The organism is Rhodococcus sp. 24CO, from assembly GCF_050586165.1.
In the GTDB taxonomy this organism is placed as follows: domain Bacteria; phylum Actinomycetota; class Actinomycetes; order Mycobacteriales; family Mycobacteriaceae; genus Rhodococcus_F.
Map to the genome: position 1 here is coordinate 66,221 of NZ_JAZFNF010000009.1, position 18,871 is coordinate 85,091.

At 62.9% G+C, this 18,871-nt stretch carries 12 protein-coding genes; 9 read left to right on the forward strand and 3 right to left on the reverse strand.

Features of this window, described 5'->3' with window-relative positions; genetic code table 11:
- Positions 1-2: 2 nt before the first annotated feature.
- The gene (locus V2B23_RS22650; protein ID WP_430952382.1) at positions 3-677 is read right to left on the reverse strand and encodes a TetR family transcriptional regulator; all 675 of its coding nucleotides are present in this window, start codon (positions 675-677) and stop codon (positions 3-5) included.
- A 129-nt stretch (positions 678-806) separates the two neighbouring features.
- Here V2B23_RS22650 and aroQ point away from each other — a divergent pair, with 129 nt between their 5' ends.
- From aroQ to V2B23_RS22665, 3 genes are read left to right on the forward strand one after another with little or no spacing between them, the layout of a single operon-like run.
- A complete protein-coding gene (aroQ, locus tag V2B23_RS22655; protein WP_430952383.1) occupies positions 807-1,256 on the forward strand; it encodes a type II 3-dehydroquinate dehydratase in 450 nt (149 codons plus the stop codon).
- Positions 1,256-2,134 carry a shikimate dehydrogenase gene (locus tag V2B23_RS22660; RefSeq protein WP_430952384.1) on the forward strand — a complete coding sequence of 293 codons (879 nt, stop codon included), beginning with the start codon at positions 1,256-1,258 and terminating at the stop codon, positions 2,132-2,134. The genes aroQ and V2B23_RS22660 overlap by 1 nt, the downstream gene beginning before the upstream one ends.
- Positions 2,131-4,038, forward strand: coding sequence for a TIM barrel protein (locus tag V2B23_RS22665; RefSeq protein ID WP_430952385.1), 1,908 nt, complete (start codon positions 2,131-2,133; stop codon positions 4,036-4,038). Before V2B23_RS22660 ends, V2B23_RS22665 begins: the two co-directional genes overlap by 4 nt.
- On the opposite strand, the gene fdhD is transcribed toward V2B23_RS22665, so the two are convergent.
- Both fdhD and V2B23_RS22675 read right to left on the reverse strand, forming a co-directional pair.
- Positions 3,995-4,864: a formate dehydrogenase accessory sulfurtransferase FdhD gene (fdhD, locus tag V2B23_RS22670; protein WP_430952386.1), complete on the reverse strand. Its 870-nt coding sequence runs from the start codon at positions 4,862-4,864 to the stop codon at positions 3,995-3,997. The two genes, V2B23_RS22665 and fdhD, sit on opposite strands and share 44 nt — an antisense overlap.
- A 1-nt stretch (position 4,865) precedes the next feature.
- Positions 4,866-7,175 carry an FdhF/YdeP family oxidoreductase gene (locus tag V2B23_RS22675; RefSeq protein ID WP_430952387.1) on the reverse strand — a complete coding sequence of 770 codons (2,310 nt, stop codon included), beginning with the start codon at positions 7,173-7,175 and terminating at the stop codon, positions 4,866-4,868.
- Between the two features lie 82 nt (positions 7,176-7,257).
- On the opposite strand from V2B23_RS22675, the gene V2B23_RS22680 reads away from it, so the two are divergent.
- The 6 genes from V2B23_RS22680 to V2B23_RS22705 all read left to right on the forward strand — a co-directional run bounded on the left by V2B23_RS22680 (position 7,258) and on the right by V2B23_RS22705 (position 18,869).
- Positions 7,258-7,884, forward strand: coding sequence for a GNAT family N-acetyltransferase (locus V2B23_RS22680; protein ID WP_430952388.1), 627 nt, complete (start codon positions 7,258-7,260; stop codon positions 7,882-7,884).
- On the forward strand, positions 7,884-9,911 hold the full coding sequence (locus tag V2B23_RS22685; RefSeq protein ID WP_430952602.1) for a S9 family peptidase: 2,028 nt from the start codon (positions 7,884-7,886) through the stop codon (positions 9,909-9,911). The genes V2B23_RS22680 and V2B23_RS22685 overlap by 1 nt, the downstream gene beginning before the upstream one ends.
- A gap of 144 nt (positions 9,912-10,055) precedes the next feature.
- Positions 10,056-14,219, forward strand: coding sequence for a molybdopterin-dependent oxidoreductase (locus tag V2B23_RS22690; RefSeq protein WP_430952389.1), 4,164 nt, complete (start codon positions 10,056-10,058; stop codon positions 14,217-14,219).
- Between the two features lie 89 nt (positions 14,220-14,308).
- Positions 14,309-16,990 (forward strand): valine--tRNA ligase, encoded by a 2,682-nt coding sequence (locus V2B23_RS22695; RefSeq protein ID WP_430952390.1) that lies wholly within the window; start codon positions 14,309-14,311, stop codon positions 16,988-16,990.
- A gap of 59 nt (positions 16,991-17,049) precedes the next feature.
- Complete coding sequence (gene folC, locus V2B23_RS22700) at positions 17,050-18,456, forward strand: bifunctional tetrahydrofolate synthase/dihydrofolate synthase (protein WP_430952603.1); 1,407 nt, start codon at positions 17,050-17,052, stop codon at positions 18,454-18,456.
- Entirely contained in the window at positions 18,453-18,869 is a 417-nt protein-coding gene (locus V2B23_RS22705; protein WP_430952391.1) for a DUF4233 domain-containing protein, read from the forward strand. The genes folC and V2B23_RS22705 overlap by 4 nt, the downstream gene beginning before the upstream one ends.
- Positions 18,870-18,871 lie beyond the last annotated feature (2 nt).

An 18,871-nucleotide genomic window follows, 5' to 3' on the forward strand; every position in this document is an offset into this window, starting at 1 on the left:
GGTCAGGCGGGGGTAGGCGCCGTCAGGAAAGCGACGACCATGTCGCCGACCATGGTTCGCAAGTGCTCGCGATGCGTCGGGGCAATGAGGTCGCGGTCGAAGAGTGCTTTGAATGTGTAGCGGTTGGCGATGCGAAATACGCAGAAACTGCTGATCAGCATGTGCACGTCGAGGGCGTCGACGTCGCCTCGAAACGTGCCGGCCTTCTGACCGTCGAGGAGGATCTGTGACACCAGATCCGCAGCGGGAGCACCGAGTCCGCTGAGCACTTCGGACTTCTCGATGTACTCGCCGCGCAGCATGTTCTCGTTGGCCACCAGACGAATGAAGTTCGGGTGCTGCTCGTGGTGATCGAAGGTGAGTTCTGCAAGGGCGCGAACAGCTGCCGTCGGATCCAGGCCCTCGAGATCGAGTTCACGCTCCTGCGCGCGGATCACGCTGTACGCGTGTTCCAAAACCGACTTGTACAGCCCTTCCTTGTCGGTGAAGTAGTAGTAGATCATGCGTTTTGTGGTGTGAGTCTTGGTGGCGATCTCGTCCACGCGGGCCCCGGCGAAACCCTTGTCGGCAAACTCCTCGGTCGCGACGGCGATGATGTTCACTCGGGTGAGGTCGCTGTTTCGACGTCGTTTCTCGGGCTTGGATGCCAGTGCATTCGCGGAGTGCTCGGAGACCATGAACCTCACTCTATCTGCGACGGAGTTGCGTGAGTTCCTTGTCGAGCGCGCGTCGGGGGAGTAGTGTCCAATGGATTAACTCACTAGTTCGTACATTAGCTGTTCGTACATTAGCTTCGAGGTGACCCGATGGCAGTAGCAAGACCGATCCTGGTTCTCAACGGACCCAATCTCAATCTGTTGGGGCAGCGTCAACCGGAGTTCTACGGTCGGGACACCCTCGATGACGTGGTTGCCCGGTGCGAGGTCGCGGCCGCCAACTTCGGTGCCGTCGTCGAGGCGAAGCAATCGAATCACGAGGGTCAGCTCATCGACTGGATACACGAAGCGCGCGGAAGGGTGGCCGGCATCGTGATCAACCCCGGCGGCTATTCGCACACGTCGATCGCGTTACGGGATGCGTTGGTCACGCTGGAAGCTCCCGTTGTCGAGGTTCATATCAGTAACATTCACAGGCGTGAAGACTTCCGTCAGCACTCCTATGTGTCCGGAATTGCAGACGCTGTTATTTGCGGGCTGGGGATCGACGGGTACAGCGCCGCAGTCGAGTTCGTCTGCATCAGAGGAGAAGAGAACTGATGAGCGAGACAATTCTCTGTGGTCTGATCGGCACCGGAATCGGTGCCTCCTTGACGCCGATCATGCACGAGGAGGAGGGACGGGCGCAGTCTCTGCCGTACGTCTACCGCATCCTCGATCTCGACGTGATGGGACTGGCACCGTCGGATATCGGTGAACTGCTCACCTACGCCAAGCGTTTCGGCTTCCGCGGCCTCAACATCACCCACCCGTGCAAGCAGTTGGTGATCGAGCATCTCGACGAATTGTCGCCTGATGCAGCCAAACTCGGAGCCGTCAATACGGTTCTCTTCGACGGCGGCAAAGCGATCGGCCACAACACCGACTGGTCCGGCTTCGGACGTAACTTCGACACGGGACTCCCCGGCGCGAAGCTGGACCGGGTGGTCCAGCTCGGAGCCGGCGGCGCGGGTGCTGCCGTTGCGTATGCGGCGCTGACGCGCGGAGCTCGCGTGCTGACGTTGGTGGATTCGAGTCTTGCTCGGGCGCAGGAACTTGCGAGGACGTTGGCAGTGCAGTTTCCCACTCAGAGCGTGGTAGCGAAGCACACCGACGACCTGGCCGATGCTCTCGCCGGCGCCGACGGGTTGATTCATGCCACCCCGATGGGAATGGCCGCACACCCCGGTATGGCTTTCTCCCCGGATCTTCTGCGCCCGGACCTGTGGGTTGCGGAGATCGTGTACCGCCCCCTCGAAACAGAGCTCCTCCGTCAGGCGCGCTTGATCGGTGCCCCGACGCTCAGCGGCGGCGGGATGACCGTGTTCCAAGCCGTCGATGCCTTCCGGATCTTCACCGGTATCGAACCGGACAGTGATCGGATGCTCGCCCACATGACTGCCCTCGTCCAGGGCGAGCAGGCGGCGGTGGCCCGATGAACACGCCGGTTCGAACGTCGATAGCAACCGTGTCACTCAGTGGCACCCTCGAAGAAAAGCTGGTGGCGATTGCCGCGGCGGGCTTCGACGGTTTTGAGGTGTTCGAACCGGATTTTGTCGCCTCGCCGTGGTCTCCGAAGGAACTGCGCACGCGCGCAGCGGATCTGGGGCTTACCCTGGATCTGTATCAACCGTTCCGTGATTTCGATTCCCGCAGCGAGGATCAGTTCGCCCGGAATCTTGTTCGGGCGCAGCGGAAGTTCGAGCTCATGGAAGAGCTGGGCTGCGAAACACTGCTTGTGTGTTCCTCGCCCCTGCCGACTGCAAGCCATGACGACGGCCAGTTGGTGGAGCAATTCTCGGCGTTGGCAGAGCTGGCCTCCGAGCTCGGCAAGAGGGTGGCGTACGAGGCGTTGGCCTGGGGCGGACACGTCAATACTTACCGGCATGCGTGGAAAATCGTCGAGGAAGTCGATCATCCGTCACTCGGAACGTGCTTGGACAGCTTCCACATCCTTTCCCGCGGTGACGATCCCGCTGGAATCCGGGATATCCCCGGGGAGAAGATATTTTTCCTGCAGCTGGCCGATGCACCGTTCATGGCGATGGACATCCTTCAGTGGAGCAGGCATCACCGAAACTTCCCGGGGCAGGGCAGCTTCGACCTGAGCACCTTTGCCGGGCACGTCCACGCCGCCGGCTATACGGGACCGTGGTCACTCGAAATCTTCAACGACGTGTTTCGCCGGGCCGACACACAGCGAACGGCAGTCGACGCTCACCGGTCGCTGCTCCACTTGGAGGAGCAGGTGTCTGCCGCCGTGTCGATCGGGGATGGACCCGAGTTGTTCACGGCACCGGAGCGGACTCCGCTCGAAGGGATCGTCTCGCTGCGCGTCGCGGCGGGACCGGCCAAGCAGGATCAGCTCCACACCATGCTGTCTTCGGTGGGCTTTCACCTGGTCGGACGCCATCGCGATCATGATCTACAGTTGTGGCGCCACGGGCTCCTGACCATCGCCGTCGACGCGACGGCAGGAACAGTGTGGAGCGCGCCCGGTCTCCCGGCCGACCTGCCGGTTCTCACTCAGATCGGTATCCGCGCAAGTGAACCCGCAGTGTGGGGCCGGCGAGCACTCGCGTTGGAGGTACCGGTCGAACAGGTGCGACTGCCAGGTTCGGCGGACGAGAATGCCGAAGTTCCGGACGTCGTCCGCCTGAAGGTCACCGATGCGACGTCGATCGATCTCCGCGGCCCCGGCAGTGCGGCAGCGTGGGAATCGGCGTTCGATATCTATCCACTCTCGGCAGCCCGCAACCGCGCGGAGGCGTCGGTGCTCACGGGTATCGACCATGTTGCTCTTGCAGTCCCGGCCGAGAGTTGGGACTCCGTCATGCTGCTCCTGCGGTCGGTCTTCGAGATGCATCCGCATGAGGGTTTGGACGTCACCGATTCCGTCGGACTCATGCGAAGCCAAGCGCTCACGCTCGTTCAAGACGGTTCCGGGAATACGCTGCGTATTTCGCTGAACATGGTGGACGGCAGCCGAAGTGGGTTGCCCGCCGTCCGCCGCGGCGGCGTCAGCCATGTTGCCTTCTCGTGTGAGAACATCTTCGCTGCTGCCGCCACCATGGCGGACTGGGGTTATGCACCGCTTCCCATTTCACCGAATTACTACGAGGATCTCGAAGCGCGCTTCGGTCTCAATGCCGAACTGCTCGACCGCATGCGCGGCGCGGGAATTCTCTACGACGCGGACGCTCACGGCGAGTTCTTCCACCTCTTCACTCCGACTGTCGGCGCTGACCTGTTCTTCGAGGTCGTTCACCGCGTGGGTGGTTACGAAGGCTACGGCGAGGTCAACTCCGCTGTGCGGCTGTCGGCTCAGCTGCGCGCGGAGTAGGCACAACGGCAACTCGGTGCGGGTGCGAGTAGACGTTCATCGAATCGCCGCGGATGAAACCGGCGAGCGTCAGTCCCGACTCCTTTGCCAGCTCCACAGCCAGTGACGACGGCGCCGAGACGGCACCAATGATCGGGATGCCCGCCATCACCGCCTTCTGGACGAGTTCGAACGACGCCCGCCCACTGACGATCAAGATCGTGTCGTACAGGGGTACCCGGCCGTCGGTGACGGCCCAGCCGATCACCTTGTCGACCGCATTGTGACGGCCGACGTCCTCGCGAAGAGCAAGCAGTTCGCCTGTGGTGGTGAACAATCCGGCTGCGTGCAGGCCGCCGGTGGTCTCGAAGATGCGTTGTCGTTGTCGAAGCGTGAGCGGCATCGTCGACAGCGTGGTCGAACGGACGGTGGTGGTGTCGCCGACCAACGGGTGTTTGGTGGTTGTCCGGACGGCGTCGAGTGAGGTCTTGCCACAGACACCGCACGCAGAACTCATGACGGTATTTCGGTCCGTGGTGTGATCCGGCAACGGCACTCCGGGAGCCAGAGCGATGTCGAGGACGTTGTACGTGTTGGCACCGTTCTCGTCGACGCCGTCGCAGTAGCGAACGATGCTGACGTCGTCACGGGTGGCGATGATGCCCTCGCTGAGAAGAAATCCGTGCACGAGATCGACGTCGTTGCCCGGTGTTCGCATCGTCACCGCCAGCACCTGACCGCCGACCCGCATTTCGAGTGGTTCCTCGACGGCAAGCGTGTCGGGGCGGGTGACGACTCGATCTCCTGAGATTCGAACTACCGGTGTTCGTGCGGTGACTCGGCCCATGTCAGGCGCCTGATGCTTCGAGTCGAACGGTGACGGCCTTCGAAACCGGCGTGTTCGATTTGGCTGCAACATGTTCGAGGGGGACGAGGGGATTGGTCTCCGGGTAGTAGGCCGCAGCGTTGCCGCGCGGAGTGTCGTAGGAGACGATGCGGAATTCCGTGACCCGACGCTCTTCCAGTGTGCCGTCAGGTGTTGTCCACTCGGACACGATGTCGACGAGGTCGCCGTCGCGGAATCCGAGTGCGGTGATGTCGTCGGCGTTGACGAGGATGACCTTGCGGCCGCCCTTGATCCCGCGGTAACGATCGTCGAGGCCGTAGATCGTGGTGTTGTACTGGTCGTGGCTGCGCATGGTCTGGAGAATCAACCGGCCGCTGGGGGTGGGCAGCCACTGCAGTTCGTTGATGCCGAAGTTGGCTTTGCCGGTGTGCGTGTGGAATTCGCGGGAATCGCGCGGAGGGTGTGGCAATTGGAAACCGTCGGGTTGGCGGACGCGGGTGTTGTAGTTCTCGCAGCCCGGCACGACGCGTGAGATGGAGTCGCGGATCAGGTCGTAGTTTCCTTCGAAGGCGGACCAGCGCACGGAGTGCTCGTCGCCGAGAAGATGGCGTGCCAGTTGGCAGATGATCGCAACTTCACTGCGCAGGTACGGGCTGACCGAGGTGAGTCGCCCGCGCGAGAGGTGCACCATCGACATGGAATCCTCCACGGATACCAGCTGTTTGCCGCCGGCTTGGACGTCGAGGTCGGTGCGGCCCAAGGTGGGGAGGATGATCGCGGTCTGCCCGTGAACAACGTGGCTGCGGTTCAATTTGGTGGAGACCTGAACGGTGAGCTCGCATTGGCGCAGCGCGGTTTCGGTGGCCGCTGTATCGGGGCTGGCCGCGATGAAGTTGCCGCCCATTGCCATGAAGAAGCTTGCCTTGCCGGCGTTCATGGCCCGGATCGCGTCGACGGTGTCCCAGCCGTGCTTTCGCGGCGCAGTGATCTTGAATTCGGTGTCGAGAGCAGCCAGGAATTCTTCCGGCATCTTTTCCCAGATGCCCATCGTTCGATCGCCCTGAACGTTGGAGTGTCCGCGAACGGGGCAGACTCCGGCGCCTGGCTTGCCCATCATTCCGCGCATCAGCAGCAGATTGACGGCTTCCTCGATGGTCGCGACGCCGTGTGCCTGCTGCGTCAGGCCCATCGCCCAGCAGATGACGGTGCGTTCGGAACGAGCGAGGGCCGACGCCGTTTCCGTCAGTTGCGCCATCGTCAGCCCGGTTGCTTCGAGAACGGTGTCGAGATCAACAGCGCGAACGTTCTTTTCGTAGTCGTCCCAGCCCGCGCAATACGTGTCGACAAACGCGCGGTCGACGACCGTACCCGGGTTGCGGTCCTCTTCCTCCAGTAGAAGTCTGCCCAGCCCCTGGAACAAGGCCATGTCGCCACCGAGACGAATCTGCAGGAACTCGTCGGCGATGTCGACCCCGTGACCGACCACGCCGGAGACCTTCTGCGGATCCTTGAACCGTCGAAGTCCGGCCTCGGGGAGCGGGTTGACCGCGATGATCTTGGCGCCGTTGCCCTTTGCCTTCTCGAGGGTCGAGAGCATTCGAGGGTGATTGGTGCCGGGGTTCTGCCCGGCGATGAGGATGAGGTCGGCGTTCTCGAGATCGGGAACCGTCACCGAACCCTTGCCGATGCCGATCGACGCGGTGAGGGCGCTGCCCGACGATTCGTGACACATATTCGAGCAGTCCGGCATGTTGTTCGTGCCGTAACTGCGAATCATCAACTGGTACAGGAACGCGGCCTCGTTGGAGGTGCGACCGGACGTGTAGAACACGGCTTCGTCGGGGGAGGCCAGGGAAGTCAGGTGATCGGCGATCAGCGCGTAGGCGCCGTCCCAGTCGACGGGTTGGTAGTGCGTCGCACCGGGAGTGAGCACCATCGGGTGCGTCAGGCGTCCTTGCTGCCCGAGCCAGAAGTCGGTCTTGCCGTCGAGTTCCGCGATCGAGTGCTCGGCGAAGAACTCCGGTGTGACGGTGCGCAGAGTAGCTTCCTCGGCAACGGCCTTTGCGCCGTTCTCACAGAACTCGGCGGGCTTGCGGTGACCTGGGGTTTCGGGCCACGCGCAGCCGGGGCAGTCGAAACCGTGGCGTTGATTGAGTCTGGTCAAGGTCCGCACAGTCCGGAGTGCGCCCATCTGTTCGACACCACGTTGCAACGAGACGAGGACAGCGGGAACGCCGGCAGCGTAATCCTTCGGGTGTGTGACCTCGAGGTCGGACTCGTCGATGTCGTTGATGGGGCCCTTGCGCGTCATGACTCCATACTCTCCCGAATGCGTCGGGTATGCCATGAATGCGGAAATGTGTGTCGCGGCGCCTTGCCGGTACGCTCGCACGATGGGTGTGAGCGTGCGGCCGGCCGAAACTGCGGATATTCCAGCACTTGCAGAAGTCCTTGCAGACGCGTTCGAGGATGACCCGTTGATGGTGTGGATACTGCCCGACGAGGAGTCTCGACGCGCGCGGTTGGCACGTTTTTTTGCCGCCGAAGTTCGATATCACCACTTGGCCGGCGGTGGGTCGGAAGTAGCGGTCGACGAGAACGGCGTGATCGGGGGAGCGGCGCTCTGGGATCCTCCGGGGCGATGGAAGCAGTCGACGTGGGAGTCCGTGATCAGTTTTCCGGCGGTAGTGCGTGCGTTGGGTACCCGCATGATGGTGGGTGCCGAAGTGGGTGGGGTCCTCGAGAAGGCTCACCCACAGACGCCGCACTGGTATCTCGCCACCATTGGCACCGGAGCGCAGGCGCGCGGCGGCGGGTACGGCAAGGCGCTGCTGAACTCGAGGCTTGATCGGTGCGATCGCGATCGGATACCGGCCTATCTCGAATCCAGTAAGAAGGAGAACATCCCGTACTACAACCGTTTCGGGTTCGAAGTGACCGATGAAATCGTCATACCAAACGGAGGACCAACCGTTTATCCGATGCTGCGGGAACCGAAGATGCTGCGGGAGCCGAAGTGATGTTGCCTGAACTGCACGGCGGTACGCCGTTCGACGAGTTGGATGATTACATCGCCTTGCCGAGGTTGTCGGGTCTGGCACTCTCACCGGACGGTTCGATGCTGATCTGTGGGCGGGCAGTTCTCGACGACACCGGGACCGAATACGTGTCATCACTGTGGGAATTGGATACGCAAGGCCGTCGGCCGGCCAGGCGATTGACCTGGGGCACAACCGGCGAGTCCGGTGCCACGTTTGCCTTCGACGGCGACATCCTTTTCACCGCAACACGTTCCGTACCGGGGGAGGACTCGCCGCAACCGGCACTGTGGCGGTTGCCCGCCGACGGTGGTGAGGCGAGCGTGGTGTGCAGTCGCGGCAGCGGCGTGTCGTCGGTGACGGCCGCGCGGTCCGCCCCGACCTTTGTTGCGCACACCCCGGTGATGGCGTCGGCTCGTGGTCTCGAGCACGACGACGAGATCCGCACGGCCCGCAAGGACGGCAAGGTCACGGCCATGCTGCACACCGGATATCCGGTGCGGCACTGGGATCACGATCTAGGTCCGGATCAACCACATCTTGTTGTCGGGGAATCCGATTCGGAGGGTGCTGTTGTTCTGCGCGACGTGACACCGAGCGCTGGTGCGGCGCTGCGCGAGGGTTCGATGTCGATCAGCGCTGACGGATTGTTTGTCGTGTCCACGTGGGCCGTCGGAGATTCCGGCGCTGCCCGTCGCTCGACCATTGTGCGGATCGACACGGTGAGCGGGGACCGAGCCACACTCGTGGACGATGCCGAGGCCGACGTGCACAGTCCGTCCGTCTCCCCGGACGGCACTCGCGTCGCGTTCATTCGCGAAACTCTCACAACTCCGGACCATGCGCCACGAGTGTCCTTGGGGCTCTACGATTTCCGGACCGGTGCCGTGACCGCTGTTGCCGACGGCTGGGATCGCCGGCCGACGTCGCTCGCGTGGCTCTCGGACGGATCGGGCCTGGTCGTCACTGCCGACGATGGCGGTCGCGGGCCCGTCTTCACGATCGATCTGTGGGGTCAGCCCGTGCGGCTGACCAAGGACGCTGCCGCTTACACCGACATTCGAGTGTCTGCGGACGGCGAGTTTCTCTACGCGCTTCGGGCATCGTACGAGGCTCCGCCGCGCGTGGTGCGCATTACTCTTCGCTCGGGTGAGGTGTTGCCGTTGCGCGGGCCCGACGCGTTGCCGGAGCTGCCCGGCACTTTGACGGAAATCAGCGCCAGGGCTCAAGACGGGACGCAGGTTCGGAGTTGGCTGGCGTTGCCGACCGGGGCCGCGGCTCACGCGCCGGTGCCGCTGCTGCTGTGGGTGCACGGCGGTCCGCTGAATTCGTGGAACACCTGGTCGTGGCGGTGGAACCCCTGGCTGTTGGTGGCAAAGGGGTACGCGGTGTTGTTGCCGGACCCAGCCCTGTCCACGGGATACGGCCAGGATTTCGTGCAGCGCGGGTGGGGGCAGTGGGGCAAAGCTCCCTTCACCGACTTGATGGCCGTCACCGATGCCGCCGTGGCACTTCCCGAGATCGACCCGAACCGCACCGGTGCGATGGGCGGTTCATTCGGCGGTTACATGGCGAATTGGATTGCGGGCCATACCGACAGGTTCGACGCGATTGTCACCCACGCGAGCCTGTGGGCTCTGGATCAATTCGGTCCGACGACGGATTCGGCGTGGTACTGGCAACGGGAAATGTCACCGGAAATGGCTGTCGAGAACTCACCGCACCTCTACGTGGCGGATATCAACACCCCGATGTTGGTGATTCACGGTGACAAGGACTACCGCGTTCCGATCGGCGAGGGGCTGCGGCTCTGGTACGAACTTCTTGCGGAGTCCGGATTGCCCGCCGACGCTGACGGAAAGACCGATCACCGTTTTCTCTATTTCCCGGACGAGAACCACTGGGTCCTCAAACCGACCCACACCAAGATTTGGTACGAGGTGGTGATCGCCTTCCTGTCCGAGCACATCCTGGGTGAGGACGTCTCCCTTCCGGAGATCCTCGGCTGATGGGTTTGCCGGCCCTCACATCGCGGTAGCGTCCGCCGTGAGGAAAGAGTGATTGACCCGCAACGTCGGGTACGAAGGCTCGAAACATCGGCATCCGATGATCAACATCGACCTTGATTCTCGGTCGAAGGGATGCAAGGAACGATGGGCGCTCAACTCGGTACTACTCAGCTCGGAACTACTCAACTCGGAAATACCAGGGTCGACACACTGTGCGCATACTGCGGAGTGGGTTGCGGTCTGGTGCTCGACATCATCACAGACCCGGAAACGGGACGGAGAAAAGCGGCACAGTCGTCGGGTCTGAAGACTCACCCCACGAATTTCGGGCGGTTGTGCACTAAGGGCACCACGACCGCGGACATGTTGGCCGGCCCAGGGCGCATGGAGTCCGCCTACCTGCGGCCCAGTCGCGGGGGTGCGATCGAGGCAGCGGACATCGATGCTGTGATCACCGAGACGGCACACCGTCTGCGCGCGATGGTCGACGAGCACGGCCCGGATTCCGTTGCGTTGTACGTGTCGGGGCAGATGTCTCTCGAAGCCCAGTACCTGTCGAACAAACTGGCCAAGGGATTTATCGGAACCAACCAGATCGAATCCAATTCTCGGCTGTGCATGGCCAGTGCCGGCACCGGATACAAGCAGTCCCTGGGCGCCGACGGACCGCCCGGTTCCTACCAGGACTTCGAACATGCGGACGTGTTCTTCGTGATCGGCGCGAACATGGCGGACTGCCATCCGATCCTGTTCCTGCGGATGATGGAACGGGTCAAGGCGGGTGCAACGTTGATCGTCGTCGATCCTCGACGCAACGCCACTGCCGACAAGGCGGATCTGTTTCTTCAGATTGCACCCGGCACGGATCTTGCGCTGCTCAACGGACTGTTGCACCTCCTGGTCGAGAACGGTCACACCGATCCCGAGTTCATCGCCGAGTTCACCGAAGGCTGGGAGGTCATGCCCAGCTTCCTCGCGGAGTACACGCCGGACAAGGTCGCCGAGATCACCGGCATTCCCGAGGCTGACATCCGCGCTGCCGCCCGGTTGATCGGCGAGGCCGGCAACTGGATGAGTTGCTGGACAATGGGTTTGAATCAGAGCACCCACGGAACGTGGAACACCAACGCCATCTGTAACCTGCATCTCGCGACCGGCGCGATCTGTAAGACCGGTAGTGGCCCGTTCTCGCTGACCGGTCAGCCGAACGCCATGGGTGGCCGCGAAATGGGATACATGGGGCCAGGTTTGCCTGGTCAGCGTGCAGTGATGTTCGACGGTGACCGTGAATTCGTGGAGGACCGGTGGGGCATCCCACACGGGTCGCTACGCACGGACGTCGGCGGTGGAACCATCGACATGTTCACCCGGATGGCGGCCGGAGAGATCAAAGCGTGCTGGATCATCTGCACCAATCCCGTTGCGACGGTGGCCAATCGAAAGACGGTACTCGCAGGATTGGAGAAGGCTGAGCTCGTCATCACCCAGGACGCGTTCCTCGGCACCGAAACGAACGAATACGCCGACGTCCTGCTCCCGGCATCACTGTGGACCGAATCGGATGGAGTGATGATCAACTCCGAACGCAACCTGACGCTCTTCCAGCAGGCACTTGACCCGGTCGGCCAAGCACTACCGGATTGGCAGATCATCGCCCGGATCGCGTGCGAGATGGGTTATGCCGATGCATTCACCTACACCTGTGCCGAGGAGGTGTTCGAGGAGATCAAGCAGTTCTGGAATCCGAAGACCGGTTACGACCTGCGGGGCGTCACGTACGATCGCCTCCGCAAGAACTCGATCCAATGGCCGTGCCCACCCGACAGTGATCAGGACCGCCACCCCATCCGCTACGTCAATGACGGTGTCAGTCAGCAATTGCTGGTTCGGGAAGACGGCAGTACGCCGCGCCTCGCGTTCCCCACCGCCAGTGGCCGCGCGTCGTTCTTCGCCCGGCCGCACATGCTGCCCGCAGAAATGCCCGACGACGACTACCCGTTCCTGCTCAACACCGGCCGTCTCGCACATCAGTGGCACACGATGACCAAAACCGGCAAGGTCGCCAAACTCAACAAACTCAACCCGGGTCCATTTGTCGAAATGCATCCCGACGACGCCGCCCGGTTCGGTATCGCCGACAAGGACGCGATCGAGGTTGCCTCACGCCGCGGCCGCGCGGTGCTGCCCGCCCTGGTTACCGACCGGGTGCGTCCGGGGAACTGCTTTGCACCATTTCACTGGAACGACGCATTCGGTGAAAACCTGACCATCAACGCCGTCACCAACGATGCAATCGATCCGGCGTCGCAGCAACCGGAATTCAAGGCCTGTGCTGTCACCTTGACCAAGGTCGCCGTGAGCGCACCGGAAGCTACTCCCGTAGAGAGGGACACGCACGCGTCGAGGGTCGACGTTCTCGCTGATGTTCTCGGTCAAACCGATACGCCTGCACCAGCATTCGATCCACTCGAACAGCAGTATCTTGCCGGTCTGCTCGCCGCGCTGCGATCGGATGCCGACCGCACGCCCGGGGTTCCGACCTTGCCGCCGACCGCGCCGTTCGACTCGGGTAAGCGGATGTGGGTCGACGGTGTCCTGGCCGGGTTGTACTCACGAACGGCGATTCCCGACGCGGACCGGTCCGGGAGTTCTCTCGTTTCGGGTGGCCCCCCGTCGCCCCACGCACAGCGGGAGCAGATCGTGGTGCTTTGGGCGTCGCAAACCGGCAATGCCGAGGAATTTGCCGCAGCCTGCGCGTCTCGGCTGGGGGGAGCCGGCTTGCCGGTGCGGGTGTACGGGATGGATGAGTTCTCGGTCGCAGACCTCGCGTACACTCGTGAACTGCTGCTGATCACCAGCACGACCGGCGACGGAGACCCCCCGGACAACGGCAGCGGATTGTGGGACGCCCTGACCGGTGACGAAGCGCCTTCGCTCGCCGGGACCCGCTATTCCGTCATCGCTTTCGGTGACTCCAACTACGACGATTTCTGTGGTCACGGGCGCAAACTCGACGCTCGGCTGTCTGAACTCGGCGCCACCCGCATCGTCGATCGTGTCGATTGTGAACCGGACTACGAGGACGACGCGGCCGGCTGGTTGGACGCGGTCGCGACTGCAGTGGGGGACCGGTCGGCTCCTGTTGTCACGGGAACCGATCGGGTGAGTTCGCAGCCGGACGGTTCGCGCCAGTACAGCAAGAAATCACCACTGGTTACCAGCCTGACCAGGAATGTTGTCCTCAATCGCCCGGGTTCGACAAAAGACGTGCGTCAGTTGGGCTTTCATCTGCCGGAGGGAACCGTCAGCTACGAGGCCGGCGACGCACTGGGCGTCTGGCCCCGCAACAGCACTCCGATCGTGGACGAATGGCTCTCGGTCGCCGGTCTCGACGGCGAGAGCACAGTCGAGCTGGGGGAGTACGGCGCGATGACGCTGCGCACCGCGCTCTCCGAACGCCTCGAGATCACCCGCGTCAACAGTGATCTGCTCCGATTCGTGCATCAGCGAACCCGGGACACGGACCTGGCAGAGCTGCTGAAGCCGGAGAACAAGGCCGTGCTCAAGGATTGGTCGTGGGGCCGGCAATCCGTCGACGTGTTGGCCCAGTCTCCGGTCCGGGCTTCCGTCGACGAATGGCTCGGTGTGCTCAAACCTCTTCAGCCGCGCCTGTATTCGATTTCCTCGAGCCCGAAGGAGAATCCCAACGAGGTGCAGCTGACTGTCTCCGCCGTCCGGTACAACGTCGTGGGTGTCCCGCGGCGCGGGGTGTGCTCGACGTACTTGGCCGATTACGCCGGTAGTGACGACATCGGCATCTACGTGCAAAAATCCAGTCATTTCCGGCCACCGTCGGACCCTGCGGCTCCCATGATCATGGTGGGGCCGGGCACCGGCATCGCACCCTTCCGGGCCTTCCTGCACGAACGACGAGCATTGGGGCATACCGGACCGAACTGGCTGTTCTTCGGGGAACAGCACGCCGCTACCGACTTCTACTACCGCGAAGAAATCGAAGAGCTCCGCAGAGACGGATTCCTCACAGAACTCGACGTCGCGTTCTCCCGAGACCAATCGGAGAAGATCTACGTCCAGGACCGAATGCGTGAGCGGGGTGCGCTGTTGTGGGAGTGGCTGCAGAACGGCGCACATTTCTACGTGTGTGGTGACGCGGAGCGGATGGCCAAGGACGTCGACGGCGCCCTGAGCGGTGTGGTTGCGCAATACGGGAAGCTGGCACCCCGTAGCGCCGAGGCGTACGTCAAGGCACTGGCTGCGGAGAAACGCTACGTACGTGACGTCTACTGAATTGAGATTCCCTGCGTTTCCCAGATCCCGAGTTTGTGCGCTGAGAGGTGCAAATTCACGCTGGACGGGGGAGTCATTAGGATCAAGGCGTGACCAGTGCAGCTCCAGAGAACCCGCAGACCCCCGCCGACGCCCTCCCCAAGAGCTGGGACCCCAGTGCCGTAGAGGCCGATTTGTATCAGGGCTGGGTGGATGCGGGTTACTTCCGCGCCGACGCCACCAGCGACAAGCCCGGATACTCGATCGTGCTCCCGCCACCGAACGTGACCGGCAGCCTGCACATGGGCCATGCGCTCGATCACACCCTCATGGATGTATTGAGCCGCCGCAAGCGGATGCAGGGCTTCGAAGTTCTGTGGCTGCCGGGCATGGACCACGCCGGTATCGCGACGCAGTCCGTCGTCGAGAAGCAGCTGGCTGCAGAGGGCACCAAGAAGGAAGACCTGGGCCGCGAAGCCTTCATCGAGAAGGTCTGGGAGTGGAAGCGCGAATCCGGTGGCACCATCGGCGGCCAGATGCGCCGCATCGGTGACGGTGTGGACTGGAGCCGCGAGCGCTTCACGATGGACGAGAACCTCTCCCGTGCGGTGCAGACCGTATTCAAGCGCATGTTCGACGAGGGTCTGATCTACCGCGCCGAGCGTCTGGTCAACTGGTCGCCCGTGCTGCAGACCGCGATCTCCGACATCGAGGTCAAGTTCGAGGACGTCGAAGGCGAGCTCGTCTCCCTTCGCTACGGATCACTCGACGACAGCGAGCCGCACGTGATTGTCGCCACCACCCGTGTGGAGACGATGCTCGGTGATACCGCGGTGGCGGTTCATCCCGACGACGAGCGCTACAAGCATCTGCTCGGAACCACGCTCAAGCATCCGTTCACCGGCCGCCAGATCCCGATCATCGCGGACGACTACGTGGACCCCGAGTTCGGAACCGGCGCCGTGAAGATCACGCCGGCCCACGACCCCAACGACTTCGAGATGGGCGTGCGGCACAACCTGCCCATGCCCACCATCATGGACAAGACCGGCAGGATTGCCGACACCGGAACGCAATTCGACGGCATGGACCGCTTCGAAGCGCGCGTCAAGGTTCGCGAAGCTCTGGCCGAGCAGGGTCGCGTCGTCGCCGAGAAGCGTCCGTACCTGCACAGCGTCGGACACTCCGAGCGCAGTGGTGAGGCCATCGAGCCCCGCCTGTCGCTGCAGTGGTGGGTCAAGGTCGAAAGCCTCGCCAAGGCTGCCGGTGACGCAGTCCGTAACGGCGACACCGTCATTCACCCGGCCAGTCAGGAGCCGCGTTGGTTCGACTGGGTCGACAACATGCACGACTGGTGCATCTCGCGTCAGCTGTGGTGGGGTCACCGCATCCCGGTCTGGTACGGCCCCGAGGGCGAAGTTGCCAGCTTCGGTCCCGACGAGACGGCTCCAGAAGGCTGGGTCCAGGACCCCGACGTTCTCGACACGTGGTTCTCGTCCGGTCTGTGGCCCTTCTCGACCATGGGGTGGCCGGAGAGCACTGCCGAACTCGAAAAGTTCTACCCCACCAGCGTTTTGGTGACGGGTTACGACATCCTGTTCTTCTGGGTCGCCCGCATGATGATGTTCGGCACGTACGTCTCCGAGGACGAGTCGATCACTGCCGGAGCCGGCAAAACGGGTCCGCAGGTTCCGTTCAAGGACGTGTTCCTGCACGGTTTGGTTCGTGACCAGTTCGGTAAGAAGATGTCGAAGTCGCGTGGCAACGGTATCGACCCGCTGGATTGGGTCGAGCGTTTCGGTGCCGACGCGCTGCGGTTCACACTCGCCCGTGGTGCCAACCCCGGCAGTGACCTCTCCGTCGGTGAGGATTCCGCACAGTCTTCGCGCAACTTTGCCACGAAGTTGTTCAATGCCACCAAGTTTGCCCTCATGAACGGCGCCGCACCGGCACCGCTGCCGGCGCGCAGTGAGCTCACCGACGCCGACCGGTGGATTCTCGATCGACTGGATACTGTTGCAGCCGAAGCTGATTCGGCGTTCGATCGCTACGAGTTCAGTAAGGCATGCGAAGGACTGTTCCACTTCGCGTGGGACGAGGTCTGTGACTGGTACCTCGAATTGGCAAAGGTTCAGTTTGCCGCCGACGAAACCGTCGCAGCCAACACACGCGCGGTGCTGGGCAACGTGCTCGACGCATTGCTGCGCCTGCTGCACCCGGTCATCCCGTTTGTGACGGAGACCCTGTGGAAGGTGCTCACGGGCGGGGAATCGGTTGTTGTTGCCGAGTGGCCGACACAATCCGGCAATGCCGTCGACACTGATGCCGCGACTCGCATCGAGGACACCCAGCGTTTGATCACCGAGGTGCGCCGCTTCCGAAATGATCAGGGCCTCAAGCCTTCCCAGAAGGTTCCGGCGCGCGCGTCCGGCCTCTCCGAAGCCGGACTCGACGGACAGTTTGCGTACGTGCAGGCCCTCGCCAAGCTCACCGAACCCGAGGACGGCTTCACCGCCTCCATCTCGGTGGAGGTGCGCCTGAGCAAGGGCACCGTCACGGTCGACATCGACACGTCTGGCACCATCGACCTGGGCGCCGAGAAGAAGCGACTCGAGAAGGACCTGACGGCGGCACAGAAGGAACTGGTCACCGCAGACAACAAGCTCGCCAACGAAGCTTTCCTCGCGAAGGCGCCAGACGCCGTCGTCGACAAGATCAAGACGCGTCGTCAGATCGCCGTCGAAGAGATCGATCGCATCACCAACCGTTTGAAGGAGCTGGGCGACAAGTGAGCTCGGTAGAACCCCCGCAGTTCGGGGAATCGGAATTCGGGGAGTCCGGTTTCCCGCCGATCAGTTCGGTGCCGACTCCGGTCGACATCGCCGAGTTGGCGCTGGTCGAGGCAGAACTCGACAAGCGGTGGCCGGAAACCAAGATGGAGCCGTCACTCACGCGCATCGAGGCCCTCATGGATGTGCTCGGCTCGCCGCAGCACAACTATCCGTCCGTGCACGTCACCGGCACCAACGGCAAGACCTCGGTGACCCGGATGATCGACTCGCTCATGACTGCCCTGCATCGCCGCACGGGCCGGACCACCAGTCCGCACCTGCAGATCGCGACCGAGCGGATCAGCATCGACGGCGCACCGATTTCGCCGCGTCTGTACGTAGACACGTTCCGCGAGATCGAACCGTACGTGCAGATGATCGATCAGCAGTCCGAAGCCGCCGGGGGACCTGCCATGAGCAAGTTCGAGGTGCTCACCGCGATGGCGTACGCCGCGTTTGCGGAAGCGCCGGTCGACGTGGCTGTTGTCGAGGTCGGATTGGGTGGACGGTGGGATGCCACCAACGTCATTGACGGCCAGGTTGCGGTCATCACCCCGATCAGCCTCGATCACGCCGAGTACCTGGGCAACGACCTCGCGGGAATCGCGGAGGAAAAGGCCGGGATCATCAAGAAGGGCCGCGAGAGCCTGGTGCCGGTGGACACCGTCGCGATCATCGCCGAGCAGACCCCCGAGGTCATGGAAGTGCTGCTGCGCCGCGCCGTCGAGGTCGACGCCGCGGTGGCCCGCGAAGGTTCCGAGTTCAAGGTGCTTGGCCGCCAGATCGCCGTCGGCGGCCAACAGCTCGAACTTCAGGGACTCAGCGGCGTCTACACCGAGATCTTCCTGCCGCTCCACGGTGAGCACCAAGCGCGAAATGCCGCACTCGCCCTGGCGGCCGTCGAAGCCTTCTTCGGCGCGGGACCCGATCGGCAACTCGATCAGGATGCCATCCGCTCCGGTTTTGCCTCCGTCGTCAATCCTGGTCGCCTCGAACGAGTTCGGAGCGCGCCGACGGTTTTCCTCGACGCGGCACACAACCCGGACGGAGCGCGCGCGCTGGCGGCGGCGCTGGCGGCCGAGTTCGACTTTCGCAAGCTCGTCGGAGTGGTCAGTGTCATGAAGGACAAGGACGTCGACGCGATCATGACGGCGTTCGAATCCGTCTTCGACGAGATCGTGGTGACGCATAACGGTTCGCCGCGCGCGATGGACATCGAGGAACTCGCGAATATCGCCGTCGCCAAGTTCGGCGACGAGCGGGTGGTGGTGGCTCCGCAGTTGGTCGACGCCTTGGAGACCGCCATCGAAATTGCGGAACAGGTAGCCGAACCAGGCGAAGCAGTATCCGGGGCAGGTGTTGTGGTCACCGGATCCGTCGTGACAGCCGGCGCTGCCCGCACATTGTTCGGAAAGGACCCAGCGTGAGCACCCCGTCAGAATCGAATTCGTCGCAAGGCGGACAGTTCGCTCCACCGACCAAGGATCCGTGGAAGGGATTCCGCGGTGTTGCTGCGGGAACCCTGATCGTCGAATCGATCGTGGTGTTCCTGACCATCCCGGTTGTGCAGGTTGTCGGTGGAGGACTCACCTGGTTCAGCGGCACGTACATCATCGGGTTGGGCGTGCTGATGATTCTGGGCGGCGGCGTTCAGGGACGGTCCTGGGCGATGCAGTTCAACATCGCTCTGCAGGTGCTTCTGATCCTCGGCTTCTTCATCCATGTGTCGATCGGCATCATGGGTATCGTGTTCGGCTTGGTCTGGGCTTACCTTTTCTACCTGCGGCGGGACATATCCCGACGGATGGATGAGGGCCTGCTTCCGGGTCAGCGCGACTGACC